Source organism: Tropicimonas sediminicola, assembly GCF_900188335.1.
In the GTDB taxonomy this organism is placed as follows: Bacteria; Pseudomonadota; Alphaproteobacteria; order Rhodobacterales; family Rhodobacteraceae; genus Tropicimonas; species Tropicimonas sediminicola.
Window position 1 is genome coordinate 586,700 of record NZ_FZOY01000002.1, and the last position, 14,744, is coordinate 601,443.

14 protein-coding genes are annotated in these 14,744 nt (G+C 66.5%); 1 reads left to right on the forward strand and 13 read right to left on the reverse strand.

What is annotated here, in order from left to right:
- Nucleotides 1–25: 25 nt before the first annotated feature.
- The 6 genes from CHB86_RS07035 to CHB86_RS07060 form a co-directional block, all read right to left on the reverse strand.
- The gene (locus tag CHB86_RS07035; RefSeq protein WP_089232291.1) at nt 26–1,816 is read right to left on the reverse strand and encodes a SulP family inorganic anion transporter; all 1,791 of its coding nucleotides are present in this window, start codon (nt 1,814–1,816) and stop codon (nt 26–28) included.
- A gap of 7 nt (nt 1,817–1,823) precedes the next feature.
- On the reverse strand, nt 1,824–3,413 hold the full coding sequence (locus tag CHB86_RS07040; RefSeq protein ID WP_089232292.1) for an alkaline phosphatase family protein: 1,590 nt from the start codon (nt 3,411–3,413) through the stop codon (nt 1,824–1,826).
- A gap of 5 nt (nt 3,414–3,418) precedes the next feature.
- Nucleotides 3,419–4,714, reverse strand: a complete 1,296-nt coding sequence (locus CHB86_RS07045; RefSeq protein WP_089232293.1) for a TRAP transporter large permease — start codon at nt 4,712–4,714, stop codon at nt 3,419–3,421.
- Entirely contained in the window at nt 4,714–5,211 is a 498-nt protein-coding gene (locus CHB86_RS07050) for a TRAP transporter small permease (RefSeq protein WP_089232294.1), read from the reverse strand. The genes CHB86_RS07045 and CHB86_RS07050 overlap by 1 nt, the downstream gene beginning before the upstream one ends.
- Before the next feature lie 27 nt (nt 5,212–5,238).
- Complete coding sequence (locus tag CHB86_RS07055) at nt 5,239–6,246, reverse strand: type 2 periplasmic-binding domain-containing protein (RefSeq protein ID WP_089232295.1); 1,008 nt, start codon at nt 6,244–6,246, stop codon at nt 5,239–5,241.
- 74 nt (nt 6,247–6,320) lie between these two features.
- Nucleotides 6,321–7,133, reverse strand: coding sequence for a glutathione S-transferase family protein (locus CHB86_RS07060; protein ID WP_089232296.1), 813 nt, complete (start codon nt 7,131–7,133; stop codon nt 6,321–6,323).
- 119 nt (nt 7,134–7,252) lie between these two features.
- On the opposite strand from CHB86_RS07060, the gene CHB86_RS07065 reads away from it, so the two are divergent.
- Complete coding sequence (locus tag CHB86_RS07065; protein ID WP_176442798.1) at nt 7,253–8,167, forward strand: LysR family transcriptional regulator; 915 nt, start codon at nt 7,253–7,255, stop codon at nt 8,165–8,167.
- Nucleotides 8,168–8,194: 27 nt separating this feature from the next.
- Here the strand turns inward: CHB86_RS07065 and kce are convergent, their stop codons facing one another.
- The 7 genes from kce to CHB86_RS07100 are packed head-to-tail and all read right to left on the reverse strand — an operon-like array spanning nt 8,195 to nt 14,741.
- Nucleotides 8,195–9,124 (reverse strand): 3,5-dioxohexanoate:acetyl-CoA acetone transferase, encoded by a 930-nt coding sequence (gene kce, locus CHB86_RS07070; protein WP_089232298.1) that lies wholly within the window; start codon nt 9,122–9,124, stop codon nt 8,195–8,197.
- 3 nt (nt 9,125–9,127) lie between these two features.
- Nucleotides 9,128–10,156 (reverse strand): branched-chain amino acid ABC transporter permease, encoded by a 1,029-nt coding sequence (locus tag CHB86_RS07075; protein WP_089232299.1) that lies wholly within the window; start codon nt 10,154–10,156, stop codon nt 9,128–9,130.
- A complete protein-coding gene (locus CHB86_RS07080; protein ID WP_089232300.1) occupies nt 10,153–11,016 on the reverse strand; it encodes a branched-chain amino acid ABC transporter permease in 864 nt (287 codons plus the stop codon). The genes CHB86_RS07075 and CHB86_RS07080 overlap by 4 nt, the downstream gene beginning before the upstream one ends.
- A gap of 1 nt (nt 11,017) precedes the next feature.
- Entirely contained in the window at nt 11,018–11,725 is a 708-nt protein-coding gene (locus CHB86_RS07085) for an ABC transporter ATP-binding protein (protein WP_089232301.1), read from the reverse strand.
- A complete protein-coding gene (locus CHB86_RS07090) occupies nt 11,718–12,446 on the reverse strand; it encodes an ABC transporter ATP-binding protein (RefSeq protein ID WP_089232302.1) in 729 nt (242 codons plus the stop codon). Before CHB86_RS07090 ends, CHB86_RS07085 begins: the two co-directional genes overlap by 8 nt.
- A 48-nt stretch (nt 12,447–12,494) precedes the next feature.
- Complete coding sequence (locus CHB86_RS07095) at nt 12,495–13,775, reverse strand: ABC transporter substrate-binding protein (RefSeq protein WP_089232303.1); 1,281 nt, start codon at nt 13,773–13,775, stop codon at nt 12,495–12,497.
- Nucleotides 13,776–13,811: 36 nt separating this feature from the next.
- Nucleotides 13,812–14,741, reverse strand: a complete 930-nt coding sequence (locus CHB86_RS07100; protein ID WP_217898277.1) for a 3-hydroxyacyl-CoA dehydrogenase family protein — start codon at nt 14,739–14,741, stop codon at nt 13,812–13,814.
- Nucleotides 14,742–14,744 lie beyond the last annotated feature (3 nt).

Here is a 14,744-nt window from a genome sequence, read left to right on the forward strand (position 1 = left end):
TAAGCCACTCCGGAGACACGGAAACTCATGCCCCGAGGGGCGGGATGTCGGCCAACTCCGGAGGCTGCGGGCGCGCGGCGCATTCGGAAAACACGCGCGCCGTGCAGACCTCGCATCTGGACAGGGGAACATGGCTCACCGCGGCGGCAATTGCGGCGCCCTTGCCATCGAAGATCCGGTCGCGCCCGAGCATGTCTACCAACCCCAATTGCTCCAGGCGTTTCGCCAGCGGCGGATAATGGACGACGACGAAGACATCGCCGCCAACGGCCCTGCGCCTCTCGGCCTCCATTTCCAGCAATTCCACGCCGGCGAGGTCCACGTCGCCCACGCCGTGGAGGATGAGAACGAGGTTGGTTTGCTCGGGACGCCGCCGCGCCAGCGCGCGCAACTTCCCGTTGAGCGAGTCCACCGACCCGAAGAAGAGCGGACCGTCCAGTCGGGCGATGGCAATTGCCGGGCATTCCTCGAGTTCGAACAACTCGGCATTGCGGATCTTGCGGTGCTCCGCCCCCGGATCCGGCGCGCCGATCGCGAGATCGGGGTTGGCGCTCTTGTTGAGGAACACGGCCAGCGACGCGAAGGTCCCGATGTAGATCGCGAACTCCAGGTTCATGAACAGGCCGGTCAGAAAGGTCAGCCCGGCGATGATCGTTTCGCGGCGGCTGGTCCGGATCAGGCGGTTGAACTCCGCGAAGTCCAGCAGTTTCCACGCAACGTAGAGGATCAGCCCGGCCACCGAGGCAATCGGCACGTGCTCGATCACCGGCCGAAACAGCACCACCAGAAGGACGAGGAAGATGGCTGCGAAGACAGCCGCGAACGGGGTGCTCGCGCCGGCCTCGAGGTTCACGCTGGAACGCGTGAAGGAGCCGGATGCCGGGTAGCACTGGAACATGCCGCCGGCGATGTTGGAGAGCCCCTGTCCGAGGACCTCCCGGTTGGCGGAGAAATCGGTACGGGTCCGATGTGACAGGCTGCGACCGATCGCGATCGCCTCCAGCAGGCCGATCAGCGCGATGGCGAAGGCGCTCTCCAGAAGTTCCGCCATGTTGCCGACGCCGAAATCCGGCAGCCGGAAGTCAGGGTATGCCGCGGGAAGCTCCCCGACGAAGGCGAGCTTGCCGGCCATGTCGCCCATCAAGGCTGCGGCGATGGTGCCGATGGCGATCGCGATCAGGAAACCGGGCCAGCGGGGCAGGAACCTGCGGCAAAGCAGGACGGTCGCGAGGGTCAGACCGGCGCAGACCAGGGCTGCCGGGTCATAGGCCGGCAGGCGGCCTGCGACCGAGGCGAGGCGTTCGCCGATGCCCCCTGCCCCGCCGCCTTCCAGTCCGAGCGCCGGGCCGAGTTGGCTGACCGCGATCAGCAGCGCCGCTGCGGCCGTGAACCCCGTCATCACCGAATGCGAAACGAACCCCGCCAGCCGCCCGACGCGGACCAGCGCGAAGGCCGTCTGCAACAGGCCGACAAGGAACGCGAGCAGGATCGCGGCCTCGACGAATTCCGGCGACCCCGGCTCCATCCGGCCCACCAGCGCCGACAGGACCACGGCGGATATCGCGGTCGTCGGGCCGGAGACCATGACGAGCGACGACCCGCTGAGGGCCGCGACGACGGGTGTCACCATCGCCGTGTAGAGCCCGTATTCCGGGGGCAGGCCCGCGATGGCGGCAAAGGCGACCGCCTGCGGCAGGACCACCGCGGCGCCGGTCAGGCCGGCGAAGGCATCCGTCCGCAGGCTGGATCGCGTGACCAGCGCCAGCCACTCGAATCCGGCAACACGGCCGGCGAGTTTGTTGATCCGGTCGGTCACGACGGACTCATGGCGCCCATTTGCCGATCAGGATGCCCGAGCTGTCCTCGTCCCGCCGCAGCGCGCGCACGCCCTCGTCCGTCATCGTGACGCGGTTCTTGCGGCTGGTGAGCCTGTCCAGCAGGCGGCTGTGCATCTCCTGACGGACCATTTCGTAATCGGGATTGCGGCCCAGATCCTCGAACTCGTCCGGGTCGTGGCGCAGGTCGAAGAGCTGCGGCGGGAACCCCTTGAAATGGATGTATTTCCAGCGAGCCGTCCGAAGCATGTAGCCGCGCGCCTCGGACACGTCGACATCGAGCGCCTCGCGGGCTGCGTAGAAGGCATAGTCGATCTCGGAGAACACCGCGTCGCGCCAGTCCTCCGGGGTGCCACCGTGCAGCAACGGCTGCAGGGAGCGCCCTTCGAGACGGTGACTGGCACTCGGCGCGCCGGTCGCCTCGAGGAAGGTCGGCACAAGGTCGATCGCCTCGACCAGCGCATCGCAGACCGTGCCCCTCGTGGCATCGGCCTCGGGGCGCGGATCGTAGATGATCAGCGGAACCCGGACCGAGACCTCGTGGAACAGCTCCTTCTCGCCCATCCAGTGGTCGCCCAGGTAGTCGCCGTGATCGGAGGTGAACACGATCATGGTGTCCTTGTCCTTGCCGGTCTCTTCCAGCCAGGAAAACAGCCGCCCGAGGTGGTCGTCGATCTGCTTGATCAGCCCCATGTAGGCGGGAAGCACGGTTTCCCGCACCCCCTGCATGGAGAAGGTCTCGCTGACTTCCATGCCCATGAACGCGCCGTAGACCGGGTTCGGGTTCTCGCGCTCCGCCTCGCTGCGGACTGCCGGCAGCCAGGTCTCCGGGCCGAACATGTCGTGGTAGGGCGCCGGCGCCATGTAGGGCCAGTGCGGCTTGATGTAGCTCAGATGGCAGAGCCAGGGCCGGTCGCCCGTCTCCTCGATGAACTCCCGCGCCCGCATCGTCATGTAGGCGGTTTCCGAGTGCTCTTCCTGCACCCGCGCCGGCAGGTTCGAATTCTTCAGGTGCCAGCCGGACAGAAGCGCGCCATCGGGTCCTTCGGCCGCGTTGGCATAGTCGTTCCACGGGTTCTCGCCCTCGTAGCCCTGCCGCCGCAGCCAGTCGTTGTAATGCAGCGTGCCGCCCTTGTTTCGCAGCATCGGCGTCGGGTGCAGGCCGTCGTCACGCTCGTAGGGATCGAAGCCCGGCTGGCTGACGCGGATGCCTATCTCGGTGGAGCCGTTCAGGCCCAGCCGCGCCATGCCCTCCCGGTCCGGCACCATGTGGGTCTTGCCGACCACGGCGGTTCTTACGCCGAGCGGCCGCAGGTAATCCCCAAGCGTCAGCTCGCCAATCGGCAGCGGCACCCGGTTCCAGGTTGCGCCGTGGCTGAACACGGTACGCCCCGTGTAGCAGGAGGCCCGCGACGGACCGCAGACCGGCGACTGCACATAGGCACGGTCGAACCGCACGCCCCGCTCCGCCAGCCTGTCGATGTTGGGCGTGTGCAGGTGCGGGTGCCCGTAGCAGCTCAGGTAGTCCCACCGGAGCTGGTCGGCCATGATGAAGAGGATGTTCTTGATCTTCGTCACCGGGATTACCTAATCAGGTTGGGCAGGAAGGTCGCGATACCGGGGATGGCCAGCACCAGGATGAGGCCGGTCGTCAGGGCGATGATGTAGGGCGTCACGCCGCGAAAGATCTTGCCAAGCGGCACGTCCGGCAGGACGGACTTCACCACGAAGACGTTCATGCCTATGGGGGGCGTGATCAGGCCGATCTCGCTGACCAGCACCACGAGGATCCCGAACCAGATCATGTCGACCCCGTTCATCATCAGCGCGGGCAGGAACACTGGCACCAGCAGGACGAGGATACCGATCGCCTCGAACACCATCCCCATCAGGATCGCGATGACGCAGACGAAGATCACCAGCCCGGTCGGAGAGAGCTCCCACGCCTCCACGTAGTCCAGCAGGTCGTAGAGCATCCCCGAGAGGTTGATGAACTGCGAAAAGACGATGGCCCCGAGCAGGACGATGAAGATCGTTGCGGTGGTCGTCGTCGCATCCACCAGGCATTCGCGCCACTCCGAGAAGCTGCGCATGTGCCCGCGCAGGACGGCAATCACGGCGGCCCCGAAGGAGCCGATCCCGGCGGCCTCGGTCGCGGTGAAGGCGCCGGTGTAGATACCGCCCAGCACGACAAGGAACAGGATCAGGACCGGCATCGTGCCACGGATCGCCGCCTTGCGGCGCTCAGGGTCGAGCGGCGGCGACGGCGGTGCGGCGGACGGGTCGCGGCGGACCACGATGCCGACGCAGATCAGGAACAGAACCACCAGCATCAGCCCCGGCAGGATGCCGGCGATGAACAGCAGCCCGATGTCCTGCTCGGCGATCAGCCCGTAGATGACCAGCGGTACCGAGGGCGGGATCATGATCCCGAGCGTGCCGCCCGCCGCGATGGTTCCGGAAGCCAGGCGGCGCGAGTAGTTGTAGGCGCGCATCGGCGGCATGGCGACCTTTGCCATCGTGGCGGCGGTGGCGAGCGTCGATCCGCAGACTGCCGAGAATCCGCCCGCTGCGAGCACCGTGGCCAGGGCCAGGCCGCCGCGGAAACGGCCGAGCGCAGCATAGGCCGCATCGTAGAGATCCTTGCTGATGCGCGCGTGCACGATCAGCACCCCCATCAGGATGAAGAGCGGGATCACGCTGAGGTTGTAGTTCATGGAATCATGCAGGACCTGCTGCCCCACCATGGCGAACGACGCGTCCCAGCCGCGCTCCATGGCGAAGCCGACGAAGCCCACGATCAGGGTGGCAAACCCGACGCGGAAGCCGGCGAAGCACAGCAGCAGGAGGGCGGCAAATCCGATCAGCGCGGTCGCCATCACACGTCCTCCAGGTGATGCCCGGCAGCGCCGCCGCGCCCGACCACGAGGCCGAGGACCTGGCTGACGACGCTGAGCGCCGCCAGCCCCGCAACGGTGCCTGTGATCCAGGCGAGCGGCCATTCCAGAACGATGGTGGTCGTGCCCGCATGGGCGGCCTCGATGGCCTGCTGGAACAGCACGAAGACGATCAGGCACATCGCGGCAATCGAGAAGCCCTGGACGACGACGTCATAGGCCCTCGGCGCAAGAGACCGCACGCGATGATCGACGAGTTCGACCACGATGTGCTTGTCCCTTGCGTTGGCAATGCCAAGACCGAGGAAGATCGTCAGCGCCAGCATGGTCGAGATCATCTCGGAGGCCCCGAAGACCGGTGCCCCCAGCAGGTAGCGCCCCACCACGTCAACGAAGGTCAGGAGCATCATCGCCAGCAGCACGACGCTGCAGAGCACTTCCAGCATCCGGACAATCGCGTTCAGCGTTCTTGCCGCCATGATCCCTCCTCCCTTCGCTTCGGTTGATCACTGGGCAAGTTGCGACGTGTAGAAGTCGAGAACCCCCTGCCCGTCCATCCCGGCATCGGCGGCGGCCTTGAGCCAGCCCTCGGTCACGAAGGCGGCGGCCTCGGTCAGCGCGGCCTCGAAGGCCGGGTCGGCCTCGACAACCTCGATGCCGGCCTCGGGATAGGCGGCCACGGCCGCCGCGGCGGCCTTGTCCCAGCGGGCGCCGAACGCGGCCGCCAGAGCCTCCCCCGACACGCTCATGATGGCTTCCTGATCTTCCGGCGAGAGCTCCGCCCACTTGTCGGAATTCGCGAAGACGGAGAACGAGGTCGAATAGATCGGGGTCGAGAAGGCGGTCGTCGATTTCGTGTAGGGCATGAGCTGGAACGCCTGCACCGCCTGCGGGTCGAGGCCGAGGTGCCCGTCGACGACACCACGGGAGATGATCTCGTTGGAGCTGACCGCCGGGCTGGACACCACGCCGCTTCCGAGCTTCTTGGCGATTTCGGCGAGCGGCCCGGGCAATACCCACATCTTGCGGCCGGCGAGGTCCTCGATCGAATTCATCGGCGTGTCCGTCTGGCTGTAGAGCTCGGCCGGAGAGATCACGAATTGCGACAGCAACTGCACCGTGTCGATCTCGTCGGCAAAGAACTCCCGGTTCGTCCTCCACAGCGCCCGCGACATGGCCTCGGCGCTGTTGGACCCCACGAAGGGCTGCATGGCCACCAGCGGCCCGGTGACGCTCTCGCCGAAGAAGCCGTTGAACATCACGGAGACGTCGGCGATGCCCTTTTGCACCGCGGCGACCTGATCCGGCGGCGGCGCCACGGATTTCGGCGGGATGATCCCGGTGACCCTGCCCTCCGTCACGCGCTCGACCTCGTCGATCCATGCCGGCAGGACCTCGCTGCAGGCGAAATGGCTGGACGGCCAGAAGCAGTTGACCAGCAGGCGGGTTTTCGCGTCCGCCGCCGTCGTTCCAAGTGTCAGGGCGAGTGTCGCCACGATCAGCGTCTTGTTCATGGTAGTCCTCCCTTGGGATCGCGCGCGCAGGGTGGCCGATCCGGTTTGATCCGCAATTTCTCGCGGTCGTTCTGTCAGCTCTGAAGCCCGCCGTAAGTGCGGATGTCGGTGCCTTCCGCCCGCCGCGTCCGGGTGTACTCGGCAAAGACGCCGGCCACCTCCTCGTTCTGCCAGGCAAGCAGCGCCGCGCCGTAGCTCGGGCGCCGGGACACCCGGTCGAACCAGTCCTGAAGCCGCGGCGTCTGCTCGAAGGGCCAGCCCATCAGGGCGAAGCGATGCACGTTCGGCATCCAGGCCACATCGCTCAGCGAGAACGTCTCGCCCGACAGGAAGGGCCTCCCGTCCGCGAGCAACGCGTCCAGATGCCGGAAGCCCTCCGCCGTCCGGCGCACCGCGGCGTCGATCCTCTCGCGGCCGAAGCCCTGTGCGAAATCGCGGCGGAACTGCTTGAGCCAGTCGTTCCGGTGCCCGTCCTCGAAGGCCGCGACCTGCTCCGTCGAAGGCGGCGGCCCCGCCCGGAACAGGAATTCGAATGTCAGGAGCTTGAGATCCGCCTGGGCCGCGTTCGCACGTTCCAGCAGGTCGGCCTCGGCGTTCTCCAGCAGCTCGGACCCTTGGCCCGCGACATGCTGGATGATGTCGATCGACTCGATCATCAGCCGCCCGTCATCGACCAGCGCGGGCACAAGGCCCTTCGGGTGGATCGCCTGGTAGGCTTCCGTCGCGTGCTCATCCTTCTCGAGATCGATCGGATGGCTTTCCCACGCCCGACCCGTCTCCTCGATCACGATACGGACGCGCTGCGAACAACTCGACATCGGCGCGTGCCACAGGTGCAGGCCCTTTAGAGCCTTCAGACTCCGGTCCTTGGGTTCGATCTCGGGCATCGCAAGTCTCCTCCCTTGCGTTGGAAACGACAGCGCCGTTCCCCATGGCTTGACTGAGTATTGGCTGCGCTATCATATCAGTCCAATGACATCTCGGTATGATAGCATTCGGTTTTGATATGCAGATTGACCCCCGGCACCTCGAACAACTCGCCGTCATCGTCGAGGCAGGAACCCTCCAGCTTGCCGCCGAGCGGATCGGCACCTCGCAGCCGGCCCTGAGCCGCATGATCGGCACGCTCGAGGCGCGGATCGGCATGCCGCTTTTCGAACGCAGCACCCGGCCACTGACCCCGACCGCGCTCGGGCTGGAGCTGTCGCACCAGGGCCGCGCGATCCGGACCGCGCGGCTCCGGGCGATCGAGACGGTCGACTTCGGCTCCCGCGGCTTCTTCGGCGTTCTGAAGCTGGGCGCGCCGCCGTTCCTGTGCCGAAGCCTGATGTCCGATGCGGTCGCGAGCTTCCTCGCGGCCCGGCCAAACATCCGGATCGACCTGACGCCCGACTACCGTTCCGGGCTGATGGAGCGGATCTACCGGAACCAGCTCGACATCGTGGTCGGGCCGTCGAAATTCGTCGACAAGGGAAACACCGAACTCGTACTCGAGCCGCTGTTCAGCGACCGGATCGTCATCGTCGGCCGGGCCGGACATCCGGTCATGCAGGTCGATGCCCCGTCCGCCGGCGACCTCGACGGCATCACCTGGGTGGGCCATTCCGAGCGGAGCATCCTGCTCGCCGACATGGAAGACGCACTGCGGATGCTGGGCGTCAGATCGCCGCGCGTCGCCTTCCAGAGCGAGTCCGCCCAGGCCGTTCTCGAACTGTTGAAACAGTCGGATTTCCTGACCGTGCTGCCGAACTACGCGATCAAGGCCGATGGGGGCGACGGACTTGCCATCGCCCCCATCGAACTTCCGACACAGCCACATGTGATCAGCGCCATTACCCTTGCGGAACGCGCGGAATCCAAGCTGACGTCCGATTTCAAGGCGCACCTTCGGGCGCAGGCGACCGCACGCTACGGCGCCTGACCGGATCACCACGTGCGGCCGTCGGGCTCAGAACGCCACCCGGTCGCCGCCCTTGAGCGCCAGCATCTCGCGCGCCTCGTCCGGGCTCGCCACCTCGCACCCCAGGTCCTCGACGATGCGGCGGATCTTGGCGACCTGCTGGGCGTTGCTCTCCGCCAGCTCGCCGCGCGAGATGAACAGGCTGTCCTCGAGGCCGACCCGCACGTTCCCGCCCATCTGGCTCGCCGTCGTGGCGAGCGACATCTGCGCCCCGCCGGCGCCCAGAACCGACCAGCGGTAGTTGTCGCCGAAGAGCCGGTCGGCCGTGCGTTTCATGAAGACGAGGTTGTCCACCTCGGGGCCGATCCCGCCGAGGATGCCGAAGATGAACTGGATGAAGATCGGCGCCTTGAAGAGCCCGATATCCATGCAGAATTTCAGGTTGTAGAGGTGCCCGACATCGTAGCATTCGTGCTCGAACTTGATGTCGTGCGGGGCCAGCTGCGTGGCGGCGTTCCGGATGTCCGCGAAGGTGTTGCGGAAGATATAGGTGTCCGAGTTCTCGATGTAGTCCTTCTCCCAATCGAACTTGAAGCTGTCGTAGCGCTTCGCCAGCGGATGGAAGGAGAAGTTCATCGAGCCCATGTTCATCGAGCACATCTCGGGCGAAAACCGCAGCGCCGGGGCGATGCGTTCCTCGATCGTGTTCTTGAGGCTACCGCCGGTCGAGATGTTGATCACCGCGTTCGTCGCCTGCTTGATGCGCGGCAGGAAGTTCGCGAAATCGTCGGGGTTGATCGACACCGCCCCGTTATCGGGATTGCGGGCGTGCAGGTGCAGGACGGAGGCGCCGGCCTCGGACGCGGCGACCGCCTGGGCGGCAATGTCGTCGGCGGTATAGGGCAGCGCGTCTGACATGGTCGGCGTGTGGATCGCGCCGGTGATTGCGCAGGTGATGACGGTTTTCTGGCGTGCCATGGATCAGGCTCCCTTGGATGGCCCGCGGCGTATCACGCGATAGCGTAGCGGGAAGAGTTGCAGGTCGAAGCGGCTGCGGATCAGGCCCCAGACACCGCGGGGCGCCTTGAGCATCACCACGATCGCGACAAGCCCGAGGACGATGAGGTAGACCGTGCCGAGATCCGCCAGCGTCTCGCGCAGGGCGAAGAAGATCAGCGTGCCGATGATCGGCCCCTCGACCGTGCCGATGCCGCCGATCACCACGATGAAGATCACGAAGGCTGTCCAGTCGTTGACGCTGAAGGCCGCATCGGGCGAGATCCGCAGCTTCTGGAGGAAGATGAGAGCCCCCAGCATCGAGGTGAGCGCGGCGGAAACGATGTAGACCACGAGCTTGGTCCGCCAGATGTCGATGCCGAGCGAACTGGCGGCGAGTTCGTTGTCCCGGATCGCCGTGAGCGCCAGCCCCCTGCGGGATCGCAGGAAGAAATAGACGGCGGCCACCACGAGCACGGCGGCGCCGAGCGCCAGCCAGTAGCTGAGCGCCTCGCGCGTGTCCCGCGCATCCGCGAGGGACTTCACGATGCCCACCGGCAGGGACGACCCCGAGCCGCCGCCAAGCGCCGAGACCTGCGCGAAGGAGAGCCGGAAGACCTCGGCGATCACCCAGGTCCCGATGGCGAAATAGGCCCCCCGCAACCGGAAGATCAGCACCGCGACCGGCACCGAGATCAGCGCGCCGAGCACCCCGGCGAGACCGATGGCGGTGAGCGGATGCAGCCCGGCGAACATCGTCAGCGCAAAGAGCATGTAGCCGCCGAAGCCCACGTAGGCCTGCTGTCCTACCGAAACCAGCCCGGCATAGCCCGCCATCAGGTTCCAGAGGCTGGCCAGCGCGAGGTAGAGGAACATCTCGCCCATCAGCCGCATGTCGGCACGCCCGGCCCACCAGGGCGCGGCGATCAGAACGACCACGACGATGGCGCCGAGGATCGCGGCAACGCGCGCGGCGTTCGAGGAGCGGGTGACCTGGTATTCCTGATTGCTCATGCCGCGATCCTCGGGAAGAGGCCGTTCGGGCGAACCGCCAGGATGAACAGGAAGGCCAGATGCCCGGCAAGGAGCTGCCAGCCCGGATCGATCTTTGCGCCGACGGTCTGGGCCACCCCCAGGATGACCCCTCCGGCCAGCGTGCCCCAGAGATTGCCGAGCCCGCCGATGATCACCGCCTCGAAGGCAAAGATCAGCCGGCCGCCGCCGATCGACGGGTCAAAGCTGGTCCGGATACCGAGCAGGATGCCGGCAATACCCGTGACCACCAGCGCAAGCGCCATCGCAAGGCCAAAGACGTGGCGCCGGTTGAGCCCCATGAGCTGCGCGATGTCCTGGTTGTCGGAGACGGCCCGGAACGCCCGTCCGAGGGAGGTATGATAAAAGGTCCACTGCAGCGCCCAGATCACCGCGACCGCGACCGCAAAGGTCAGAACCGGCAGGATACCCAGCGACAGCCCACCTACGGACAGGCTGGCCGTTTCAAGGGCGCCGGCGTCGAGTTTCTGCGGATCGGCGGAATAGACCTCGAGCAAGCCGTTCTGGATGATCACGCTCAGCCCGAAGGTGACCAGCAGCGGCGGCAGCAGGTCGTCGCCGAGCGTCTGGTTCAGCAGGCCGCGCTGCAGCGCGTAGCCGATCGCCCCCATCGCCGGAACCACGACCACGAGCGCCAGCAGCGGGTGCAGCCCGGTCGCGGCGGTGACGGTGAGCCCGAGATAGGCCGCCAGCACGATCAGGTCCCCATGCGCGATGTTTACCAGACGCATGACGCCGAAGATCAGCGACAGCCCGGCGGCAAACAGGGCGTAAAGCCCGCCAAGCAGGGCGCCCTGCACGATTGCGTTCAACCATTCCATGTCATTGGATCCCGAAATAGGCGCGGGAGATTTCCTCGCGGGAGATTGTGGCGGACGCCCCTTCAAGCGAGACGCGCCCTTCCTGCAGGCAGTAGACCCGGCTGGAGACCGACAGCGCCTTGGTGATGTCCTGCTCCACGATGACCGCGCTCATGCCCTCGCCGATGATGCCGGGCAGCGCGTCATAGATGTCCTTGATCACGATCGGGGCGAGCCCGAGGCTGATCTCGTCGAACAGGATGATGTCCGGGTTGGACATCAGCGCCCGGCCGATGGCGACCATCTGCTGCTGTCCGCCGGACAACGAGGTCGAGGGCACCGCGCGGCGATCCTTGAGGATCGGGAACAGCGCGAAGACCTTCTCGAGGCTCCACGGCCCCCGCCGCCCCATCTGGCCGCCGATGACTAGGTTTTCTTCCACCGAGAGCGAGGGGAAAAGCTGGCGGCCCTCCGGCACCATGGCCAGGCCGAGGCGCGCGACCTGGTCCGCGCGCATCCCGCCGATATCGACGCCGCGATAGAGGATCTGCCCCGGCCCGTTGGCGATCAGCCCGGTGATCGAGCGCATCAGGGTGGTCTTGCCGGCCCCGTTGGCGCCGATGATGGCGAGGACCTCGCCGGTGTCGACATGCATGTCGACACCGTAGAGCGCCTGGAAATCCTGGTAATGGGCGTCGAGCCCCTGCATCCGGAGAATGTCGTCAGGCATCGGCTTCGATCCCCAGGTAGATTTCCTTGACCTCGGGGCTGTCCATGATCGCATGCGGCTCGCCCTCCGCGATCAGCCGCCCGAAATCGATCACGATCAGCCGGTCGACGACCTCAAGAAGCGCATGCACCACGTGCTCGATCCAGATGATCGTGACGCCGACGGCATGGATGTCCTTGATCGTGCGGATCAGGGACACGCATTCGGCTTCGGTCAGTCCGCCGGCGATCTCGTCGAGCAGCAGCAGCTTCGGCTTCGCACAGAGCGCACGGGTCAGTTCCAGCCGCTTCCGCTCCAGCAGCGTGAGCGACCCGGCGGTGGTGTTCGCCTTGGCCAGCAGCCCGGTCTGCTCGAGCACCTCGATGCAGAAGCGCTCCGCCGCGTGCTCCCTAAGGCCGGCCGCCTGGGTGGCGGCGACCATCGCATTTTCGAACACGGTCATGTGGCTGAACGGCTGGGGCACCTGGAAGGAGCGCGCGATGCCGGCATGACAGCGCCGGGCCGCGTTGTGCGATGTCACGTCGTTGCCTGCAAAGATCACCCGGCCGCTGTTCGGCGCAAGTGTCCCGGTGATCAGGTTGAACATCGAGGTCTTGCCGGCGCCATTCGGGCCGATCACGCCGAGAGCCTCGCCCTCGGCCACCTCGTAGCTCAGGTCATCGGCGACCTTGACCGCGCCGAATGCCTTGCAGACGGCGTCGAGTTTCAGAATTGTCGTCATCCGGTCCTCGGGGGAATTCGGGCGACCGTCTCCGGTCGCCCCGTTGGGTCAGCCGAGAAGCTTCATCTCGCCGGTGGTCGGGATGTCAGGCGCGTTCGAATTCGCGACGATCTTGAGCTCCATCGCGTCGCCGTCCTTCTGCCACTGGCCGGCAACCAGCGGCGTCTTGGTGACGTTGTTGATCGGCCCGTTGGCCCAGTTCACCGGCCCCACGATCGTTTCGAGGTTGGTGGCCGCGATGGTCTCGACGATCGCCGCGGGATCCTCGAGGTCCTCGGCGCGCCGGATCACGTCGGCCACGACCTCGAAGAGCGCGTGCTTGAAGCCGATCGGCTGGGTCCAGGGACGGCCCGACGCCGCGGAATATCCCTCGGCCAGGTCTTTCGCGGAGGCTCCGGTGAGCGACGAGGAGAAGGGATGGTTTGGCGACCACCAGACCTCGGAGCTGAGGCCTTCGCCCCGCTCCCCCAGGCTCTCGATCACCGACGGGAAGAGCAGAGCCTTGCCGATGGTGACGATCCTGGGCGCGAAACCCTGCTGCGCCGACTGCGACCAGAAGGTCGCGAAGTCGGGCGGTATCATGTTGCCGGTGACAATCTCGCATCCCGCCTCCTTGAAGGCGGCGATCTGGTTGGAGAAATCGTCCGACAGCGGCTGGTAGCGGCCGGGATCGACAAGGCTGTAGCCAGCCGCGGCGAGCGGCTTGGGCAGCCCGTTCTCCGCGTCGCCCCAGGCATTGCCATCGGCGTCGTTGGGGAAGAGGCCGCCGACCGACTTCGCGACATCGACCTGCCCCCACATGTCGAGGAAGGCCGCGATCACGTCCTCCAGCCCCCAGAAGAAGTGGTAGGTATTCATGAAGCCTTCGCCGGGCACGCCGTTGCGGCCGAAGAAGTAGGGCTGCCAGGGGCAGTCCGTGGTGATGCAGGGAACCTCGTTGATCTCGGCCTGGTCGGAGACCGGGTTCACCGTCTCCGGCGTCGAGGCGGCGACGATGATGTCGACCTCGTCGCCGAGGATCAGGTCCGCGGCCACCTCGGCGGCGCGGTTGGGGTTGGACTGGCTGTCCTTCGAGATGATCTCGACGCTCCAGGTCTTGCCGTTGTTCTCCAGCCCGGCCGAGAAGGTCTGCTGGATGGCCTCCAGAACGTAGTCGTCCGCCTCGGCAAAGGCCGCGAGCGGGCCGGTGCGCGGGCTCACGTGCCCGACCCTGAGCACCGGATTGGCCGCATAGGCGCGGGTACTGCGCAGGATGGCCGGCGCCGCCAGCGTGGCGGTCGCCCCCAGCAGGAAGCCCCTGCGGTTCGGCGTCTTGAATTGCTTGGTCATGTGTCCTCCCTTTCCCGGCTTTCTGCCGGCTTCGCCTCAGGTCTCGAGTATGCCTTCGAGCTTGCGCAGGTGGCTGGCCACGCGGGCGCGCACCGCCTCGGCCTCCGCCTCCGTCCACGTCCGGAACCCCTCGCCGGATTTCATGCCCAGCCGCCCCGTCTCGACGAGCGAGCGCAGGTAGGGCGATGGCCCCCTGCGGGTCTCGAGGTCGGCCAGAACGTTCTCGTGGATGTCGAGCGTCAGGTCGGTGCCGACGAGATCGGCATTTTCCAGCGGCCCGAGAACCGCAAGCCGACGCCCGAAGCTCGCCTTGATGACCGTATCCACCGCCTCCGCATCGCAGATCCCGTTCTCCACCAGGCTCACCGCCTCGCGCCAGAGCGCGTGCTGAAGCCGGTTGCCGATGAAGCCGGGCACGTCCTTTTCGACCATCACCGGCGTCTTGCCGGCATCCGCAAGCAGGTCGACCATCCGCTGCGCGACCTCCGGATCGGTCCAGGCGGTCTTGATGACTTCGACCAGCGGGATCATGTGCGGCGGGTTCCACCAGTGTGTCCCGAGCGCCCGCGCCTTCAGGCGCAGGCCCGACATGATCTCGGTGATCGGCATGACCGAGGTGTTGGAGGCGAGGATGCAGGTCTCGGGCGCATGCGCCTCGACCTCGGCAAAGATCGCCTGCTTGAGGGCCATCTTCTCCGGCGCGGCTTCAAAGACGACGTCCGCCCGCCGGACCGCCGCGGCGGTGCTGTCGAAAATCTCCACCATCTTCAGGGCGCGGGTGATCTCCGTCTCGGAGATCCCCATCGCTCCCATGCTCTGGCGAATGCGGGCGGCGACGCCGTCGCGCGCCTCCTTCATCGGATCGGTGATGGCCACGTAGTGCCCGGCCCGCGCCAGGGTCAGGGCGATCCCGTGCCCCATGAGCCCCGCGCCGATCACCGCCATCTGCTGTTTCTTCGCGACCATGGT

Bases quoted from the DNA above. Each gene is read 5' to 3' on its own strand.
- CHB86_RS07045 (WP_089232293.1), bottom strand. From the start codon at position 4,714: ATGGCGACCGCGCTGATCGGATTTGCCGCCCTCCTGCTGCTGTGCTTC.
- CHB86_RS07050 (WP_089232294.1), bottom strand. From the start codon at position 5,211: ATGGCGGCAAGAACGCTGAACGCGATTGTCCGGATGCTGGAAGTGCTC.
- CHB86_RS07065 (WP_176442798.1), top strand. From the start codon at position 7,253: ATGCAGATTGACCCCCGGCACCTCGAACAACTCGCCGTCATCGTCGAG.
- CHB86_RS07055 (WP_089232295.1), bottom strand. From the start codon at position 6,246: ATGAACAAGACGCTGATCGTGGCGACACTCGCCCTGACACTTGGAACG.
- CHB86_RS07085 (WP_089232301.1), bottom strand. From the start codon at position 11,725: ATGCCTGACGACATTCTCCGGATGCAGGGGCTCGACGCCCATTACCAG.
- CHB86_RS07095 (WP_089232303.1), bottom strand. From the start codon at position 13,775: ATGACCAAGCAATTCAAGACGCCGAACCGCAGGGGCTTCCTGCTGGGG.
- CHB86_RS07075 (WP_089232299.1), bottom strand. From the start codon at position 10,156: ATGAGCAATCAGGAATACCAGGTCACCCGCTCCTCGAACGCCGCGCGC.
- kce (WP_089232298.1), bottom strand. From the start codon at position 9,124: ATGGCACGCCAGAAAACCGTCATCACCTGCGCAATCACCGGCGCGATC.
- CHB86_RS07100 (WP_217898277.1), bottom strand. From the start codon at position 14,741: ATGGTCGCGAAGAAACAGCAGATGGCGGTGATCGGCGCGGGGCTCATG.
- CHB86_RS07060 (WP_089232296.1), bottom strand. From the start codon at position 7,133: ATGCCCGAGATCGAACCCAAGGACCGGAGTCTGAAGGCTCTAAAGGGC.
- CHB86_RS07090 (WP_089232302.1), bottom strand. From the start codon at position 12,446: ATGACGACAATTCTGAAACTCGACGCCGTCTGCAAGGCATTCGGCGCG.
- CHB86_RS07080 (WP_089232300.1), bottom strand. From the start codon at position 11,016: ATGGAATGGTTGAACGCAATCGTGCAGGGCGCCCTGCTTGGCGGGCTT.